Origin of the sequence: Streptacidiphilus sp. P02-A3a, assembly GCF_014084105.1 — a bacterium.
Lineage (GTDB): Bacteria > Actinomycetota > Actinomycetes > Streptomycetales > Streptomycetaceae > Streptacidiphilus.
On record NZ_CP048289.1, the window covers coordinates 4,810,090 to 4,827,342 of the forward strand.

The window sequence follows — 17,253 nt, forward strand, 5'->3', positions numbered from 1 at the left end:
GGCGTGGAGCCGCCGGTGCGGGGGCAGCGGCGGCGGTGCCCGGTGTGAGCGGTCAGCCCTTGCCGAAGTGCTGGGCGGGGAACGCGCCCGCCGCCCGCAGGGCCCCGGTGAAGCCGTCGGCCAGTTCGGTGAGGCGTGCGGTGGCGGTCGGGCCGAGGTGCTCGTAGGGGGCCGCGTCCGGCTGGTCGGTGAGCGCCTCGGCCTCACCGCGCAGGGCCGTGCCGGCTTCGGTGAGCTCGCCCGCCCCGTCCAGCAGGCCGCGTTCGCGCAGCCGGTCGCGGGCGGCGGCCCACTGCTCCGCTGACCACCCCCGGGTCCGCTGGAACAGGGCGGAGGTCGGCGCCGCGCCGGTGGCGTTGCGCAGGACCAGCGCCTCGATCCCGGACAGGCCGACGACCGCCAGCGCGGCGAGGTGGCCGTCGCCCCGGTGCTCGCGCACCCACCGCTACAGCACACCAGGCCGCTCCGGGCCCTGTCCCCAGGGCGCGGAGCATGCACTGGCTCACCTTCAGCCGCCGTGCCGCGCCGCCCGTCTCCTTTGATCGTGACTCTCAAGATCCCATCAGCGTCACGGGTGCGGGTCAGCGCAGGTCGAAGTCGTTCTCGTCCCATTCGAAGTCGTCCGGGCCGAAGCCCCCGTACAGGCCGCCGTTGAAGTACTCGGCCAGGGCCTGGCCGATGATCTGCCGCACCTCGTCCTCGCTGTCGGCCAGGGCCAGCGCGGCGGCCTGATCGCCGGTCAGGTTGAGGTGGACGTCGCGGGAGCGGACGGCGTCCGAGCCGCGGATCGAGAACGTCATCGCGCGGCCGACGCGGGCGCTGTGGCCGGAGAAGGCCCCGGTCTGCTGCAACTGCCTGGCCCTGCGCTCGCGTCCGCGCTCGGTGGTCTGCGCGCGGACCGCGTCCGTCGCCAGCCGGTCGGCCTTCGTCGTCGGACGCGGCAGCGGCGGCCTGCCCTGCTTGGCCCGCGCCTGGTTCTGCTTCTCCCACCGCTTCTCCGCCGCCTTCGAGAGCTGCGGGGGTGTGCGGGTCCCGGCGATCCAGCGCTCCACCGTCCGCTGGCTCACGCCGTAGGCCGCGGCCATCGCCCTCGTGCTGCCGCCGAACAGCCTGTCCTTCACGTGCCCGGCCTGCGTCGCGGACTGCACCGGCGCCTTGCGCGAGGGGAACAGGGCCTCACGGACCCGGCCGAACATGCCCGTGGCCATCAGAGGCCACCGCCTTCCCGATCGCGCCCGGCACCCTCGGCGTCGGCCTGAGCGACGAAGTCGCCGTCGGTGCCGTACTGGTGGACCAGCTTGGAGGGGTGCTCCCGGCGCTCCATCGCCTCGACCGCCGCCGCCAGCGGGATCGAGGACTCGTGCTTGTGGCTGCCCGGCGCGATGCCCAGGCGCAGCGCCCCGGGTACCGGGGTGCCGTCGGGCTTGACCGGCAGCAGTTCCAGCGGGGAGGGGGCGTCGGCGGCGTACAGGTAGGAGTCGACGTTGACCGCGAACGGGGCTCGGCCGGTGAGCCGCAGGGTTTTGCGCAGGCGGCGGTGGGCGGCGATGCGGGCAGCGGCGATGATGTGGAAGCGGATCTCGGGGCGGTAGGACCAGTTCGCGGCGACCTTCTCCAGCCAGGTCGCCTCGTCCGGGTGGGCGTTGCGGGCCGAGTCGGTCCACTTGCCGATGCCGCCCTTGTAGACGTTCTTGTAGAGCCCGGCCAGGACCAGGGCGTCCGCGCGGACCGGGTCGGTGCCGACGTCCTTGTGGACGGCGTGGGCGGCGAGGAACTCGGTCGGGCTCTGGCCGTCGACCAGGCCGAGTTCGGCGTAGGCGCGTTTGTAGCCGCCGCGCAGGTGTCCGGTCCACTCCTTGAGCAGCGGCACGGTGTACGTGGACAGGTGGGCGGCGGTGATGGTGGTCGTGTCGAAGTCGTACATGTCGTTGTCGGGCGTGGACATGTGGGCGACGGTCTCGGTGGTGTACCAGCCGGGCCCGGTCGGCGGGCGGCCGTGGAACGTCGCCGGGTGCGGCAGCAGTTCGTCGACCTTCGTGCTGGTGAAGTCGCACCACCACAGCCCGGCCGTCTTCGAGTCCCACGCCGGGTTCTTCACGTACTGCAGCTCACCGGCCGGGAGCCGCAGGGTCTCGGTGACCGACAGGTAGGACGCGCAGACGTCGACCGCGACCGCCCACCGGCGCCCGGCCTCCTGCGGGGTGAGCTCGCGGAACCACCACTTGAAGTCCTCCTCCTCGCACACCGTCTCGCCGTCGGCCAGCAGTTCGCGGGTCAGCGGGTGCCGGGCCCCGGCGGCCGGGGGCACGCACAGGTCGCCGCCCGGCAGCGCGCCCTCGCGGAACGTGGAGGACCACTCCCCCGTCGTCTCGTCCCGGTTCCACTCCACGCGCGGGCGCACCGCGTCCAGGAGCAGCATCGCGGTGGAGGCGGTGCTCGCGCCGGGGGCGACGCCCAGGTCGGCGGTGAAGGCCCGGGATCGGCGGGCGAGGGTGAGCCCGTCCACGGTGCCGTCGGGGTTGGTGGCCAGGGGGGTGAGCAGGGAGCTGGTGGCCTGCTGGCGGGCGTCGCCCTGCCCCAGCCACGGCGCGACCGTGATCCCTACCGATGTCCTGGGGCCACCGGCGGAACCCTTGCGGCGGAAGGCGCGGAACGACGGGCCGATCTGGTCGCTGATCTCCATGCCCACCGTTGCGGCGGTCTTCGCCAGCTTCGCCTGCAGCGCGGCCAGGGCCTTCTCGGTGGTCGGCAGGACGGCCGGCAGTCCGAGCCGTTTGACAGCGGCCTCGGTCACGACCACCACGCCGTCACCCCCGCGCCCGGACGCGTGCACCCGCTCGACCCGCAGCGGCAGCCCGGTACCCAGCCAGGCGAACCAGTCGCCCAGCTTGGTCCCGGCCGGGGCCGGGACCTGCGGAACGTCGAGCAGCCAGCCGCCGTCCTGGGCGACGTCCAGCGCGACCACCGGCCACCACCGGGTGGCAGCGGACGTGCCGGCGGGACGCGCGGTGGCGGGACGGGCCGTGCCCCGGGCGGGGGCGGGGCGCCGACCGGCTCCGGCTGCCGGGGTCCGCGGTGCGGCGGGCGCCGACCGGACCGGCTCCGCAGCGACCGGGGCCGCAGCGACCGGGGCGGCCGGAGCGGCGGCAGGAGCGGGCGCTGCGACCGGAACGACCGCGGGCTGGACCGGCGGGGCGGTGACGGGGGCCGGGGCGACGGGCTGCCGGGTGCGGCAGAAGTCCCCCAAGTGCTGGGCGACACCGGCATAGCGGTAAGGGGTCGGAGTGCCGCACCACCGGCACGGCGCGGGCTCGTACCGCCGCAGCTCACCGTCCGCGTCACGGTCAGGACCGGCGACCGGAACCGGGACCGGCGCGGCCGCAGGCCTCGCGGGGGCGGGGGCGGGGGCGGGAGCGGGGAAGCGCTCCGCCAGGCCCTCCAGCAGTCGGCCGTAGGCCGGGGCGATCTCCGGACCGGGGGCGGCACTGCCGTCCTCCCAGCCCTGGACCAGCGCCGGGTCCACCCGCAGCGCGGCGGCGACGTGCGCCGTTGTGAGCCCGGCCGCCTCGCGCAGCCGGACCCGCTCCGCCGGAACCGGCAGCACCGTGGCGGCCGCGACGGCTGCCAGCAGCGCGTCGACACCGGCGAACATGTCGTCCTCGCTACCGGGCATCGGACTCCCCCTTCGCTTCGAGCAGGTCGGCGATCGCGTCGATGCGGTTCGCGGCCTCCAGGGCGGCGATGGCGTCACCGATCGCCGCCTGGGCGCCGCGCAGGCGCTCCAGCAGTTCGTCGTTGGTGGACTGCGGCGGTGCGGCCAGGAAGGTCCCGTCGCCCTGGGAGATACGCAGCACGCCCTCGTCCCGCAGGTCCACGGTGGCCCGGCGGACCGTGTTCAGCGACGCGTTGTAGTGCTCCATGAACGCTCCCAGGTCGGGGAGCCGGTCGCCGATCTGCCATTCGCCGTCGGCGATGCGTCGACGCAGGTCGGCGTAGATCTCTCGATAGCGCGGCATGGCACAACCCTAGCAGACTTGCAGTAACATGCATAAGTCTTGATAGATAGCCTGTCCAGGCCGCCCCGGTGCAACGCAGGGCTGTGCGACGCGCCATGTGATCCGCCCTCGCCGTCGGCCTTCCCCGCTCGGGCGGTTGGACCGGCTCCATGGCGAACAGCTCATCACCCGTGCGCATGGCCTGATCATCCTGTACGGACGGGCACGGACCGCAGGTGGGCTGCCGTTTCCTGGGCACGCAACACGGCTGCGGCCGCGACGCTAACCGATCAGCGAGACTGCCTCGCCCAGCAATCCGATCTCGCGGGCAGTCAGGTTGGGATCGGCCCGGCGGAACCGCACCGCGTGGTCCAACGCCTCGGAAGGCATCGCGCCGACGCCGGCCAAGAACGCGGTGAGGAACGTCTCGGCGAGCGCGGCCTCCTCCCGCGCGGAGTCGACCGCGACTTGTGCCACGATCAGCGCGGACACGGCGACATCGAACTCAGGCGGCCCCTGCCCGGAGTTACGCCAGTCGATCACCACCGGTCCTCGCGCTTCGAGCATGACATTCGCCGGGTGCAGATCCAGATGTAGCGGGCGATCCCCGGGCTCGTGCGGCATCTGTGGGGCCAACGCGTGAAGGCGATCATGCAGACCGGCCAACAGGTCCGCCGCCGCCACCGCGGTAATCTCCCCGGCGCCCAGCGCCTCCAGCATGGTCGGGCCGGTGAGCCGTTCGAGGACCAGATCACCACCACCCGCCGAGTAGACCTGTGGCACGGGGAACCCCAACCCACCGACATAGGCCATCACAGCGGCTTCAGCGGCCACGTCACCTTCGTCCCGGTACCGGCGCAGGACGCGCTGCGTGTCGAGAGCGAAGACATCTGCGTCTCGGCCGGTCGCCAATAAGACTAGCTCGGTCACCTCGTGATTCCACTGCCGTTACTGACCCACGCTCCTGGGTCTCGGCCCGCCGCGCCCCTGGGCAACACGCTCAACCGTGCGCCCGTTCCGGCGGCCGGCACGGCCGGTCAGGCATCCGAGATCATCGCCGACGGGTTCACGGCGGCGATCGGCCTCGCCGTCGACGACGAGGCGGGCATCCACCGCCCGGTCCGCCAGCTGTGGTTGCATAGGTTTCCTATGAGTGGTCTCCACGTGCTGCGCGTCTTCTGCGGGTCCGGCGACACCGGCGGGAACCTCCTCGGGGTGGTGCTCGGGGGAAGTGCGTTCCCCGGGCGGTCGGAGCGCCAGGCGCTCGCGGTCCGTTTCGGGTTCTCCGAGACGGTCTTCGTCGACGACGCCGAGGAGGGTCGCGTCGACATCTACACCCCCGGTACGCGCCTGCTCTTCGCCGGGCATCCCCTGGTCGGCACCGGCTGGTTGCTGCGGCGCGAGGGCCTGGGCATCAGCTGCCTGCGGCCCGAGGCGGGGGACGTGCCGACCTGGCAGGACGGTGAGTTCAGCTGGATCAGCGGCCGGGCCGCCTGGGCCTCGGGGCGGCGGACGTGGCAGCACCCGAGCGCGGCGGAGGTCGAGGCCCTGGCGGTGCCGCCGGTCGGCAGCGGCTGGCTCTACGCGTGGGCGTGGCGGGACGAGAACGCCGGCACCGTCCGTGCCCGGGGCTTCCCCGGTCGCGGGGACGGCATCGACGAGGACGAGGCGACCGGTGCCGCAGCCATCGTGCTGACCGACGAACTGGACCGGGCGCTCGACATTCAGCAAGGACTCGCGTCGCAGATCCTGACCCGGCCGCGTCCTGGTGGGGTCGTCGAGATCGGCGGTCGCGTCTCGCCGCACGAGCTGCGGCGGATCTGACTGCCCGCCCCGGACCAGCCCGCCAGGCACGGATCCAGCACCGCCGGCTCGTCCACGTACCGGCAGCTCGTCCACGTACCGGCGGGCGAGGTCGTTCAGGTGGCTCCAGGCCGAACCGTGGCAGCGCCCGCTCGTTGGCTCGGGTGCCCGCGCCCTTCGAACCGAGGACTGCCCGGGTGGCTGCCCGCCTCTCGCCCGAGCGGCACGAGGCGGGCGGGTAGGCACCGCAGGGGCCCGTCCAGTCGATGACGCAACTGGCCGGGCCCCGGGTTGGGGGCGGTGACGGTGGGGGTGCCGCCTCTGCGGTTGCCGCTCCGGCCGTCAGTCCGGATACGCCGGCTGCCACTGGTTCGCGCGCAGCGCGGCGCGCAGTTCGTCCTCGTCGGCCGCCGGCGCGACCCCGTCCGCGACGGCGGCCAGCGCCGCCGCGAGTGCCACCTCGTGGGCGACCTCGCGCATCGTGCCGACAGGTGGCAGCAGTGTCCCGGAGGCGCCGTGCCCCGCTGCCGCGGTGCCAAGCGCCTTCGCGGCTGCCACCAGCATGTTGTCGGTGACCCTGGTGGCCCGCGCCGCGGTCACCGCCAGGCCCATCGCGGGGAAGATGTAGACGTTGTTCGACTGCGCGACCGGCACCCGGCGTCCGTCGATCTCCAGCGGCGGATACGGTGATCCGGTCGCGATCAGCGCGCGGCCGCCGGTCCATTCGGCGAGGTCCGCGGGGTCCGCCTCGGAATGCGAGGTCGGGTTGGACAAGGGGAAGATCACCGGCCGGTCCACCTTCGAGGCCATCGTCCTGACCACCGACTCGGTGAACGCGCCGCCGACCGTGGACAGTCCGATCAGGACGTCGGCGCTGATCCGCTCGACCAGCTCCTCCAGCGAGAACGGTTTCCCGTCCCTGGCGTAGCGGCGCTGTTCCGGGCTGAGGTCGTCCCGCGACTCGACCAGCAGCCCGTGCACGTCGATGACCCAGAAGTTCTGCCCGGCCTGCTCGTCGGTGGCCCCCTCCGCGACCATGGCCGCCCGGATCGTGTCCGCGACCCCGATGGCCGCCGACCCGGCACCCAGCATGACCACCCGCTGCTCGCGCAGGCTGCGCCCGGTCACCGCGGCCGCCGAGGCCAACGCGCCGACCACGACGGCGGCGGTGCCCTGGATGTCATCGTTGAAGGTCAGCAACTGATCGCGGTAGCGGGCCAGGATGGGCCGGGCGTGCGGAGTGGCGAAGTCCTCCCACTGCAGCAGCACGTCCGGCAGTTCGGCCCTGACCGCCTCGACGAACCGGTCGACGAACTCGTCGTACTCCTTGCCGGTGACCCGGCGCTCGCGCCAGCCGAGGTAGCGCGGATCGGCCAGCAGTTCCTCGTTGTCGGTGCCGACGTCCAGGAGGATCGGCAGCGTCCGCGCCGGATGAATTCCGCCGACCGCCGTGTACAGGCCGAGCTTGCCGATGGGGATGCCCATCCCCCCGGCGCCCTGGTCGCCCAGGCCGAGAATCCGCTGGCCGTCGGTGACGACGATGACGTCGACCTCGCGATTCGGCCGGTTGGCGATGACCTCACGCAACCGGTCGCGGTCCGGATACGACACGAAGAGCCCGCGCGGGCGCCGGTAGATCTCACTGAACCGCTGACAGGCCTCGCCGACCGTCGGTGTGTAGACCACCGGCAGCATCTCTTCGAGGTGCTCGGTGACCAGCCGGTAGAACAGCACCTCGTTCATGTCCTGCAACTGCCGCAGGTAAATGTGCCGATTGATCGGTTTGTCATAGGCCAGGAACGCGTCATAGGCGCGGTCCACCTGCTCCTGAAGCGTCTCGACGACCGGCGGCAGCAGCCCGACCAGGCCGAACTCGCGCCGCTGCGCCACAGTGAACGCGGTACCGCGGTTGTCCAGCGGCGACTCCAGCAACCGGACACCCCGCAGCGTCGTGTCACCCGTCTTCGCGCCCATCACAACCATCCCAGGATCGGATCCGTCCGGCCGGCGTCCGGCTCGAAGCCCATCCTGGCCCTTTCACGCACCGACTCGCCATCGATGGGCGCGGGCAACCCCCGAAGCGACACGGTGTGTTGACCCGGCGGCCATCGACCGGTCCAGACCAATACAGGCAGTGCGCGTTAGCATCGCGCATGATCGAGGACAGCATCTCGGCCGCCGGGCCGCCCCACCGGCTGACCCCCTGGCGCATCCTTGGCATGTGCCTGTACGGCGCACTGCTGACATTCGACGGGTGGCTCCTGTGCTGGACGTACACGGCGAACGACACGGCGGGCGGCTGCGGCGATACCGGGCAGCGGCCGTGCACCACCCATGACCTCTGGGCGGTCCTGGCCTTCGTGGCCTGCTTGGCCCTCGGCTTCCTGACATTGGTGCTCCTCCCTGCGGGGGCCGTCATCGTCACCAGCAGCAGCACCAACAGCACCCGGGCGCAGCTGCCCGCCGGTGCCGCCATGCTCGGCGGCCTGGTCTGCCTGCTCGGCGGCATCGCCCTGCGGGTCCCGGGCACCGGCCGCTGGCTCCTGGGACCCATGGTCCTGATCATTGCGGTCGCGGTCCTGGTGGGCCGCCGCGAGGAGCGCACCCGGGCGCGCACCCTTGTCGCCGAACACGAGGCCGCGCACCGCGGGTGGCGGATGGAGCAGTACGGGCTCACCGCGCTCGGCACGGTCACCGACGCCGCAGCCACCGGCGACGAGAGCTACGACCGCCCCGAGTTCGTCATCACCGTGCGCTTCCGGACCCCCGGCGGAGACGAGCACACCGCACAGCTCACCAGCAGCTTCGACTCCTACGAACAGGCCCCCCGGCCCGGTGACCGCCTCCACCTCCGCTACGACCCGGAACACCCCCGGCAACCCGAACTCGCCACCCCCCGCACCGCTCCCGAGGACAGCGGCGACTGAGGGGAGCGGGCCGGGCGGTGCTGGATCACAGCCCGGCTCGCCGGGGGCCGGCAGCCAGCGGTCCCTAGGGTGCGGTCCGGGCGATGATGTCGCCGTTGACGGTGGCCAGGGTCAGCCGGTCCGTGCTGGTGTCGTCGGTCGGCAGGCTCACCCGCGGTTGGCCGTTGCGGGTTTGAGCGGTGATCGCGTAGTGGGGGCAGTCTTCGGGCAGTGCCAGGTTGATCGATCCGTTGGTGCTGTCGGCCGTGACCTGGCTGGGTGCGCTCGCCCAGGCCAGGTCCACGTCGCCGTTGACCGTCGTGGCGGCCAGGGTCGGGGCCCGCAGGCCGGCGGCGCGCACGGAGCCGTTGCGCGTTGTCAGCTGCATCGGCTCGTCGGCCGCCTGCGCCGCCACCGTCACGTCGCCGTTGACCGTGCTGAGGTTCAGCGGGCCGCCCAGCCCGGTGGCCGAGACCCCGGCGTTTCTGGCCTGGACGGTGACGGCGGCGTTCTCCGGCACCGACACCTGGACGGTCCCGGGGCAGGGGCCCGAGCCCGGTGCGGGATTCGCCGGACAGCTCAGGTCCAACGTCGCCTCCGCGTCCGCCCGGTGCCAACTCCTCGCCACGGTACTGTCCGCATCGACCGACACGACGCCCGCGGCGCCGGCGCGCAGGGCCACCCCGCCGTCGGTGACGATCACCAGCCGCTGTGTCGGCGCCAGTGGGAAGACCGCCCCGGTGCCCGCTTCCGGGCCCGTCGGGGCGGCCGGTGCGCCGCGCGCGAGCAGGGGCGACGGGGACGAGCACGAAGCCAACCCGAGCACCGCGGCCGTCACCACCACGGGTGACAGCGCGGACCGGGCCGCCGAGGACAGACGGGACGAGGGCCTTGCCGACCGGAACTGGAGAGCCATGACCACCGCCTGCCCAGCAACCGGACTTCCTCCCCTCCCCTTCTGCGCCCCTCCCCGCCCCTCCCCGCCCCTCTCCGCGGCCGACCGCTACCGGACGCCGGGCGGGAGAGCCGGGGCAGCTGCCGCTCGCGCTGCGCGCCCGGGCCGGGCCCAAGCGCCAGTACCGGTCGGCCGGGCGGTGGTTGTGGCGGATGTCTCCCACGCCGACGGCCCTCCTGCGGTGACCGGCCGCCTATCATTGAGCCATACAGTCCGCCTCGTTGCTACGAGGTGATGCCGGGTCAGTCATCCATGTGCTCAGCCATGTTGGTGAATGTCCCGTGCTGTGGTCCAGTGTCGGCCTGCAGCGGTTCCCACCCTGCCAGCAACGACCTGACGGAGCGTCCATGCCTCTGTACAACCCCGCCGCACTTCGCCGCGTCCTCGTCGAACTCGAAGCGCTGGACAACGCCCACGGCGGCGCGGACACCGAGCGCCGCCGTGAGGACCTCCACTACACCCTCTGCGTCTCGACCGGCGTCCGCGAGCCCGCCCGCGCGGTGGAGCAGGCCCGCCGACTCCTCGCCCCGAGCCGCGACAACCTCGCCTCGGCAGCCTGAGGGCTCGCACCGCACCGCTGTCGACGAACACGGCGGGTGTCAGCTGAGCAGTCCGCTGGCGTACCAGTCGTTGGCGTCGGCGACTCCGGGCAGGGCGTAGAAGTAGCCGCCGCCGAAGGGCTGGACGTAGTCGATCAGGGGTTCGCCGATCAGCCGGGTCTGGACGGTCTCGAACTGCCGCTCCAGGTCCTGGTTGTAGACCACGAAGACGTGTCCGGCCTGGATGTCGCCGTTCTGGTCCAGGCCCAGGTCGTAGTCGTAGGAGCGGCGGATCAGGCGCTGGTTGGCGGTCTGCGGGGTGCGCGGGTTGGCCAGCCGGATGTGCGCGTCCAGCGGGATGACGTTGCCCTTGGGGTCGGCCTGGTAGTTCGGGGTGTCGAACTCGGCGTTGCCGTCCAGGGGGGCGCCCGAGTCGCGGCGGCGGCCGAACATGCCCTCCTGCTCGTTGATGGACACCCGGTCCCAGAACTCGACCAGCATCCGGATGATCCGCAGCACCTGGTAGCTGCCGCCCTTGGCCCAGGCGGGCTCGCCGGGTCCGGCCCACACCAGGTCCGAGGCCAGCTCCCCGGTGGGGTTGGCGGTGCCGTCCTTGAAGCCGAGCAGGTTGCGCGGGGTGCCGCTGGGGCGCGGCGGGGCGCCGTAGGCCTCGATCTTCCAGCGCAGCTGCATGGAGCCGCGGGTGTGCTTGGCGATGTCGCGGATCGCGTGGTGGATGGTGTCGGGGTGGTTGGCGCACAGCTGGATGCTGAGGTCGCCGTGCATCCAGGCCGCTTCCGGCGAGTCGTTCGGGAAGATGGTCATCGGCTTGAGCTTGGCGGGCTTGAGCGCGGTGAGCCCGTAGCGCTCGTCGAACAGGCTGGCGCCGACGCCGACGGTGATGGTCAGGCCGTCGGCGGGTACGTCGGGGCCCAGCACGTCGCTGTCCGAGGGCGGTTGGCTGATGCCGAGGTTCTCCGGTATGCCGCCGCTGGTCAGGAAGCGGGCGCGGGCGGTGAGCGTCTTCATCAGCTCGGCCAGTTCCGCCCTGCTGGTGGCGGTGGAGTCGAACGCGACGAAGCAGGAGAACGGCTGCTTGTCGGCGGGGCCGGGGGTCAGGATCCCGGACTGGTTGGCGCCGTGGAACGGGTAGGACTCGACGGTCGTGCTCTGCCCGGACTTCGCGGCGTCGGCGTCCGCGTGGGCGCCGCCGATCAGCACGCCGCCGGTCACCGCTGTGCCCACGGCGCCCACGGCGGCGCCGCGCAGGAAGTTGCGCCGACTGGCGTTGAAGGGTTCGTGCTCTGTCATCGTGGGAGGACCTTCGGTGTCGGGGCGGGCCGGGGGGCTGCGGGGAGCTGCGCGCGGTGGGTCACGCGCGGCGGGTCACGAGGCCGACGGGGGGACTTCGAGCAGGTCGGGGACCGTGGCCAGGGTCTCCAGCAGGGCGCCGATGGCGGCGTCGACCTGCTGCCGGGCGGCGAGCGGGGTGTCGGTGAGCGGCTGCCACTGGCCACTCGTCTTCGCGTCGTCCAGCGCCTGGTCGAGCGCGGTCAGCTGGGCGTCGGCGGTGGCGACCAGGCCCGGCGAGCGGGCGTCGATCAGGGGGCCGAGCTCGCCCAGCACCACGCGGTCGACCTGGGTGTCGGCGTAGGTCATGGCGTAGGCGGCGCCCGCGCCCTGGTCGTCGATGCCGGACAGGTGGTCGCGGATCGCGTCCTCGATGATCTCGTGCGCGCGGATCGGCAGGTTCGTCGGGTCACCGGCGACGTCGTCGCTGGTGAGGTTCTTCTGCACGCTGGTGATCTCGCCCGCGAGCTGGTCCACCGACGGCAGCAGCTGCGCGGCGCCCTGGCCGTGGTAGAGGCCGTACTCGATGCGGTGCAGCCCGGTGAAGCCGGGGTCGTTGACGCCGAGCGGCAGCCCGTCGGGCAGGCCGTCGACCGCGGTCCCGGCGTCGCCGAAGCTGTCGTAGGAGGCGCCGACGCGCTCCCAGGTCAGCTGCGCGGCGAGCCAGTCGGCCCGCGCGGCCGCGACGTCGTTCCCGGCGATGTCCCGGCGCAGCGCGGCGACCTGGGTCCGCAGGGTGACCAGGTCGGCCGCGGCGTACTGCTGGTACTGGGTGTTCGGGCCGGTCAGGTCGGCCAGGGTGACCGGCTTGACGGCCAGCGGCGCGCCCGCCGGGGCCTTGCCGGAGACCTGGACCGGGGCCGAGGTCGTCGCGGCGGCGCCGGACATCAGGCAGTGGAAGGAGTAGGTGCCGGTGCCCAGGGTGGCGCTGAGCGCGGCGGTGGTGGCCGGGCCCAGGGTCTCGATCTCGCCGACGATCGCGCCGGAGGAGTCGAGCAGGGTGATCTCGCCCGCCTTGCCGGTCTGGTTGTCCACCTCGAAGGTCTGCGATCCGGAGACCGCCGAGCTCCAGCCCGGCGCGCAGGCCGAGCTGGTGACCTTCACCGTGGTGGTGGCCGCGGCCGCGGTGGTCGGCAGCGCCGTGATCGTCACCGCGGCGGCCACCACCGGCACCAGCACCAGCGCCCCGGCCACCGTCCACGGGCGGTCCCCCGCCAGCTGCTGCCACCGCCCGACCGGCCCCGGCTCGGGCTCGGGCTGCGGCCGCGCGGCGGCGACGTCGGTCCCGGAGCGGGGCCCGGTCCGGGTCGCGGTCTGCGCCTGGGCCTGAGTCTCGGCCTGGGCCTCGGCCTGGGTCTGGGCCTTGGCGGCGGCGAGGCGGGCGGTGGCGACCCGGCCCGCGTGGACGAACGCGGGCACCACCACGGCCAGGTAGCCGATCCACGCCACGACCTGGAGCACGGTCATCCTCGGCGACAGGTCGGTGACGCCGGTGAGGATCGAGACCCACCAGGAGTTCGGGTCGATGTGCGCGGTCAGGTCGAAGGCGACCCACTGCTGGCCGGACAGCCATCCGGCCTCCTGGAGGTCGCCCAGGCCGTAGGCCAGCACCCCGGCCGCGATCACGATCAGCAGGATCGCGGTGCGGTTGAAGAACACCCCGATGTTGATCCGCACCGCCCGCCGGTACAGCAGCCAGCACAGCACCACCGCGATGACCAGGCCCAGACCGGCGCCGACCAGCGGGGCCGCGGTCGAGCCCGAGGCCTTGACCGCCGTCCACATGAACAGGGTGGTCTCCAGGCCCTCGCGCCCCACGGCCAGGAACGCGGTCAGCGTCAGCGCGCCCGCGCCCAGCACGGCCGCGCGCTGCACCTCGCCGCGCAGCTGCGCCGAGAGCGTCGCCGCGGTGCGCCGCATCCAGAACACCATGGCGGTGACCAGGGCCACGGCCAGCACGCTGAGCAGGCCGCCCACCGCCTGCTGGCCCTGGGAGGACAGCACGCTGGTCGAGTAGGTCAGCACCGCGGCGAACGAACCGGCCAGCATCACCGCCCCGAGCACGCCGAACCAGACCGGCGCGGTCGATACCGGCCGGTCCTGCCGCCCGGTTCCGGCCTTGCGGAGGGCGGCCAGCAGGATGCTGACCACCAGCCCCGCCTCCAGTCCCTCCCGCAAGCCGATCAGCAGGTTTGGTGCAGCGTCAGCCCAAGTCATAGGGACAAAGGTAAGGCATACCTAATGTTGTTGGGGAAGGGGGTGGCCCCTGTTCCTCACCGACGGCGGGCCTCACCCGGTCCGGCTCCCTGATCGACGAGATCCCCGGCGGACTCCAGCTCGTCCACCGGGACACCGGTGGTCGCCGCGACTTCGCCGAGGTCGACACCGGCGGTCTGGCCGTCGGCGAGGGCTCCCTTGAGGTCCTCCTGGGCGGCTTCCGCTGCTGCTGCTGCGTCCTGGGCGCGCACGACGGCCAGTTCCAGGGATGCTCTCGGGTCCTGCACCAGGGTCTCCTTCGATGAGCTGTCGTGGTGGGGTGCCTACCCGGGCCCGCGGCTGTGATGCCCACTCATGCGGGTGGCGCGGCACGGGACCGGTCCTGGAGGGGTGGCCGGGCGGGGCTCAGCCGTCGTTGTCGATGACCAGGAAGGCGTCCAGGTCGGGGTCGTAGTGGTCGTGGTGGCGGTGGCCGGTCCTCTGGGTCAGTTCCCAGGCCCGGTGTCCGGAGCGGTGGCCCTCCTGCCCGGGCAGGTAGGCGACGACGGTTCCACCGGAGGGCGGGCACTGGCGACAGCGGGTGGCGAGTGTGGGCATCACAGTCCCCTCTCAGCGGTGGCATGGTGTGCGTGGAGTGCGCGTGCCCCGTATCGGCTCGGTGACACCGTGTCAGGAGCGATGGGTTCGGGCAGCGCGGTGTTCGGTCGTGCGGACAAGCCGGACGGGGCGATCAGCGGTAGTCCTGCGGGTGGGCCTGCATCCAGGTATTGATCTGGTCGCGCGTACCTCGCAGCAGGCTCTGGTGCTTCTCGACATTGGCGAGGGAGAGGTCGCCGCCCAGGGACGTCCGCATCCGACCGATCCAGGCGAGTGGCTGCTCGAAGTGCCCGGGCCCCTCGGGGCTGGCCTTCATGGACGCGTAGAGGTCGTCGAGGTTCTCCAGCAGGCGGTTGACGAAGTACCCGCAGTTCCCCGGGTCGGCGCAGCCCGCGTCGGTGTAGGTGGCCTGGAGTTCGGCGAACGCGTCGCGCACCTGCTGGACCGGCGTTCCCGGTGCGGCCGGCGTGGTGGGGAAGACGACCGCCGTTGCCGTCGACTGCGCGGCCGGGGCGGCCGTCGTCGATTGCGCGGCCGTCGTCGACGGGGAGGCGGCGGCGCTGCCCGAGGCCGCGACGGGTGGGCGGGCCGGGGCGGAAGCCGCGGACGTCCGCACGGCCGCGCTGGAGCAGGAGGTGAGAAGCGCCGCCAGGAAGGCGGCGGACAACGCAATCGCGGACGGTCGTATACGCATGATGCCCCCGTTGAAGTGCCGAACCGTGAGCATAGCCGGGGCCGGGTTCACCTTCGCGAGCAGGATCCGGTGTGGCACAGGTGGTGTGGCGCTCACCGGGTAGGCGCTGCCACGACCGGAAGGGAGAGGGCGGAGCTATGGGTGAGGCGTCGATCAAGGCGATGGGGTGGGCGCAGTCCTTTCCCGTGAGCAGCGGTGTGCAGGCCGGCAGGCGCTGGGCCCGGGCGCACCTGGAGCGGCTCGGCTGGTGCGCGCGGGCACCGGAGACGGTCGATGACGTCCTCCTGGCCGTGAGCGAGTTGATCACCAACGCCCATGTCCACGCGCACAGTGACGCGCAGGTGGTTCTGACGTGGGATCTGGTCTGCCTGCATGTCAGTGTCAGTGACACCTCGCCCGTCCTGCCCACTCCTCGGTCCCTCGACGCGGAGCGCGAATCCGGGCGCGGGATGGCCATCGTCGACGCCGTGGCCGACGATTGGGAGGCCCACCGGCAGGAGAACGGAAAAACGATCAGCGCCTGCTTCCATCCGCCCGGCCGACCCGACCCCCACCCGGAGAGGTCACCGGACGTGGGCTGCCCCTGCGGGTTCATCCAGCGCGGGGGGCGTCCCGCGGCCAGCGGATGACCGCCCGGTCAGCGGAGTTCCGCGGCTGCCGCGCGGAGTTCGTCGAACGCGGCTCTCGTGTGGGTCGCCAGCTCGCCGGGGTCCTGGTCGCGGGTGGGGTCGGCCCACCGGGTGTATCCGAGTCCGAACGCGAGCACGCCGAGTTCGGCGGCCACCTGGGCCGCGGGTTCCGGGACGTTCCGTCGTTTCAGCGCTTCGACTATCGCCGTGGCCATGCCGATGCTCTTCAGCGCTTCGCGGTCCCGCAGCTCCTCGTTGGCCTCGATCGCCGCGTGCAGCAGCGGGCTGAGTTCGCGGTTGAACGATGTCATCTCGCCTGACGCGCGCTCCAGGCCGGCCGCGACGGCCGTCAGCGGCGTGGCGTCCGGGGCCGCGGTGTCGATGCCCTCGGTCAGCAGCCGGCTCAGGACTTGCTGCCCGGTGGTGAGGATCTCGCGTTTGTCCGCGAAGTGGCGGAAGAACGTGCTCCGCGTCAGCCCTGCCCGCTCGGCGATCTGGGCGACCGTCGTCGCGTCGTAGCCCTGCTCGGCGAACAGGCGCAGTGCCTCGACGACCAGTCGTTGGCGTGCGTCGGGCTTCCATCTCGGCATGGGCCCATCCTAGGTGATGGGACAGGTGTCGCATCACGGTGTACGGTGATGGGACACCTGTCGCATCACCTCGTGGAGCTCACCATGCGCGTCTTCATCACCGGCGGAACCGGCCTGATCGGCTCCGCCGTCGTCGCCGAACTGCTCGCCGCGAGGCATTCGGTCACCGCCCTCGCCCGTTCCGACGCCTCAGCGGCGCGCGCCGAAGCCGCCGGCGCCGCCGCGCTCCGCGGCGGCCTCACCGACCTTGAGGTGCTGCGATCCGGCGCGGAGCGGGCGGACGGCGTGATCCACCTCGCCTTCAGCAACGACTTCAGCTCGCCCGAGGCGCTCGCGCGAGGGGTCGCCGAGGAAAGCGCCGCGCTCGCGACGCTCGGCGACACCCTCCTCGGTACGGACCGGCCGCTGGTCACCGTGTCCGGCACGCCCCACGTGCCGGGACGCGCGTCGACCGAGGCCGACCCGCTGCCCACCGGTGGGCCCGTCGGCGGGCGCAGCCAGTCGGTGACCCGCGCGCTCGAACTCGCCTCGCGCGGCGTGCGCAGCTCGGCGGTGCGGCTGCCGCGCACGGTCCACAACCAGGGGTTGGGCGGTTTCGCCGGGCTGCTCACCGACATCGCCCGCCGCACCGGCGTCGTCGGCTACCCCGCGGACGGCGCGCAGCGCTGGCCGGCCGTCCACGCGCTCGACGCCGCGGTCCTGTTCCGGCTCGCGCTGGAGAGGGCTCCGGCCGGGAGCTCGTGGCACGCCGTGGCCGACGAAGGTGACGCGGTACGCGACATCGCCGCTGTCATCGGGCGGCGGACCGGCCTGCCGGTCAGGTCGGTGCCGCAGGACGTTTTCGGTCCCCTCGGCCCGGTCTTCGCGACCGACCAGCCCGCGTCCAGCGCTCACACCCGCGCCGCCCTCGGCTGGGAGCCGACGCACCCGAGCCTGCTCGACGACCTGGAGAACATCGGAGCCTGAGACAGCGGCCGA

General features: G+C 72.7%; 18 protein-coding genes. 5 read left to right on the top strand and 13 right to left on the bottom strand.

All coding sequences use genetic code 11. From position 1 onward, the window contains the following. Positions 1 to 52: 52 nt before the first annotated feature. The 5 genes from GXP74_RS20905 to GXP74_RS20925 all read right to left on the bottom strand — a co-directional run bounded on the left by GXP74_RS20905 (position 53) and on the right by GXP74_RS20925 (position 4,925). Positions 53 to 439, bottom strand: coding sequence for a hypothetical protein (locus tag GXP74_RS20905; protein ID WP_370468444.1), 387 nt, complete (start codon positions 437 to 439; stop codon positions 53 to 55). Positions 440 to 581: 142 nt separating this feature from the next. Then, on the bottom strand, positions 582 to 1,208 hold the full coding sequence (locus GXP74_RS20910) for a hypothetical protein (RefSeq protein ID WP_182452866.1): 627 nt from the start codon (positions 1,206 to 1,208) through the stop codon (positions 582 to 584). Then, positions 1,208 to 3,673: a helix-turn-helix transcriptional regulator gene (locus tag GXP74_RS20915; RefSeq protein ID WP_182452865.1), complete on the bottom strand. Its 2,466-nt coding sequence runs from the start codon at positions 3,671 to 3,673 to the stop codon at positions 1,208 to 1,210. Before GXP74_RS20915 ends, GXP74_RS20910 begins: the two co-directional genes overlap by 1 nt. Next, the gene (locus tag GXP74_RS20920; protein ID WP_182452864.1) at positions 3,663 to 4,016 is read right to left on the bottom strand and encodes a winged helix-turn-helix domain-containing protein; all 354 of its coding nucleotides are present in this window, start codon (positions 4,014 to 4,016) and stop codon (positions 3,663 to 3,665) included. Before GXP74_RS20920 ends, GXP74_RS20915 begins: the two co-directional genes overlap by 11 nt. 261 nt (positions 4,017 to 4,277) lie before the next feature. After that, on the bottom strand, positions 4,278 to 4,925 hold the full coding sequence (locus GXP74_RS20925; protein WP_182452863.1) for a phosphotransferase: 648 nt from the start codon (positions 4,923 to 4,925) through the stop codon (positions 4,278 to 4,280). A gap of 219 nt (positions 4,926 to 5,144) precedes the next feature. Between GXP74_RS20925 and GXP74_RS20930 the strand changes: the two genes are divergently transcribed. Further along, a complete protein-coding gene (locus GXP74_RS20930; RefSeq protein ID WP_182452862.1) occupies positions 5,145 to 5,819 on the top strand; it encodes a PhzF family phenazine biosynthesis protein in 675 nt (224 codons plus the stop codon). A gap of 321 nt (positions 5,820 to 6,140) precedes the next feature. Here GXP74_RS20930 and GXP74_RS20935 read toward each other — a convergent pair whose 3' ends face one another. Next, positions 6,141 to 7,772, bottom strand: a complete 1,632-nt coding sequence (locus GXP74_RS20935; RefSeq protein WP_182452861.1) for an NAD-dependent malic enzyme — start codon at positions 7,770 to 7,772, stop codon at positions 6,141 to 6,143. Between the two features lie 179 nt (positions 7,773 to 7,951). Here GXP74_RS20935 and GXP74_RS20940 point away from each other — a divergent pair, with 179 nt between their 5' ends. After that, the gene (locus GXP74_RS20940) at positions 7,952 to 8,725 is read left to right on the top strand and encodes a DUF3592 domain-containing protein (protein WP_182452860.1); all 774 of its coding nucleotides are present in this window, start codon (positions 7,952 to 7,954) and stop codon (positions 8,723 to 8,725) included. Positions 8,726 to 8,789: 64 nt separating this feature from the next. On the opposite strand, the gene GXP74_RS20945 is transcribed toward GXP74_RS20940, so the two are convergent. Further along, a complete protein-coding gene (locus tag GXP74_RS20945; protein ID WP_182452859.1) occupies positions 8,790 to 9,620 on the bottom strand; it encodes a DUF4097 family beta strand repeat-containing protein in 831 nt (276 codons plus the stop codon). Positions 9,621 to 10,006: 386 nt separating this feature from the next. On the opposite strand from GXP74_RS20945, the gene GXP74_RS20950 reads away from it, so the two are divergent. Beyond that, positions 10,007 to 10,219 carry a DUF5133 domain-containing protein gene (locus GXP74_RS20950; protein WP_182452858.1) on the top strand — a complete coding sequence of 71 codons (213 nt, stop codon included), beginning with the start codon at positions 10,007 to 10,009 and terminating at the stop codon, positions 10,217 to 10,219. A 39-nt stretch (positions 10,220 to 10,258) separates the two neighbouring features. Here GXP74_RS20950 and GXP74_RS20955 read toward each other — a convergent pair whose 3' ends face one another. From GXP74_RS20955 to GXP74_RS20975, 5 genes are all read right to left on the bottom strand, one after another. Next, on the bottom strand, positions 10,259 to 11,509 hold the full coding sequence (locus tag GXP74_RS20955; RefSeq protein ID WP_182452857.1) for a Dyp-type peroxidase: 1,251 nt from the start codon (positions 11,507 to 11,509) through the stop codon (positions 10,259 to 10,261). A 75-nt stretch (positions 11,510 to 11,584) separates the two neighbouring features. Beyond that, positions 11,585 to 13,765 (bottom strand): iron uptake transporter permease EfeU, encoded by a 2,181-nt coding sequence (gene efeU / locus GXP74_RS20960; RefSeq protein ID WP_182452856.1) that lies wholly within the window; start codon positions 13,763 to 13,765, stop codon positions 11,585 to 11,587. 56 nt (positions 13,766 to 13,821) lie between these two features. Further along, positions 13,822 to 14,052, bottom strand: a complete 231-nt coding sequence (locus tag GXP74_RS20965) for a hypothetical protein (RefSeq protein WP_182452855.1) — start codon at positions 14,050 to 14,052, stop codon at positions 13,822 to 13,824. A gap of 118 nt (positions 14,053 to 14,170) precedes the next feature. Then, on the bottom strand, positions 14,171 to 14,362 hold the full coding sequence (locus GXP74_RS20970) for a hypothetical protein (protein ID WP_182452854.1): 192 nt from the start codon (positions 14,360 to 14,362) through the stop codon (positions 14,171 to 14,173). Positions 14,363 to 14,495: 133 nt separating this feature from the next. Then, positions 14,496 to 15,056: a hypothetical protein gene (locus GXP74_RS20975; protein ID WP_182452853.1), complete on the bottom strand. Its 561-nt coding sequence runs from the start codon at positions 15,054 to 15,056 to the stop codon at positions 14,496 to 14,498. Positions 15,057 to 15,193: 137 nt separating this feature from the next. Here GXP74_RS20975 and GXP74_RS20980 point away from each other — a divergent pair, with 137 nt between their 5' ends. Next, positions 15,194 to 15,685: an ATP-binding protein gene (locus GXP74_RS20980; protein WP_182452852.1), complete on the top strand. Its 492-nt coding sequence runs from the start codon at positions 15,194 to 15,196 to the stop codon at positions 15,683 to 15,685. An 8-nt stretch (positions 15,686 to 15,693) separates the two neighbouring features. On the opposite strand, the gene GXP74_RS20985 is transcribed toward GXP74_RS20980, so the two are convergent. Continuing rightward, entirely contained in the window at positions 15,694 to 16,275 is a 582-nt protein-coding gene (locus GXP74_RS20985; RefSeq protein WP_182452851.1) for a TetR/AcrR family transcriptional regulator, read from the bottom strand. Between the two features lie 84 nt (positions 16,276 to 16,359). Here GXP74_RS20985 and GXP74_RS20990 point away from each other — a divergent pair, with 84 nt between their 5' ends. Next, complete coding sequence (locus tag GXP74_RS20990; RefSeq protein ID WP_182452850.1) at positions 16,360 to 17,241, top strand: SDR family oxidoreductase; 882 nt, start codon at positions 16,360 to 16,362, stop codon at positions 17,239 to 17,241. The last annotated feature ends 12 nt before the right edge of the window (positions 17,242 to 17,253 follow it).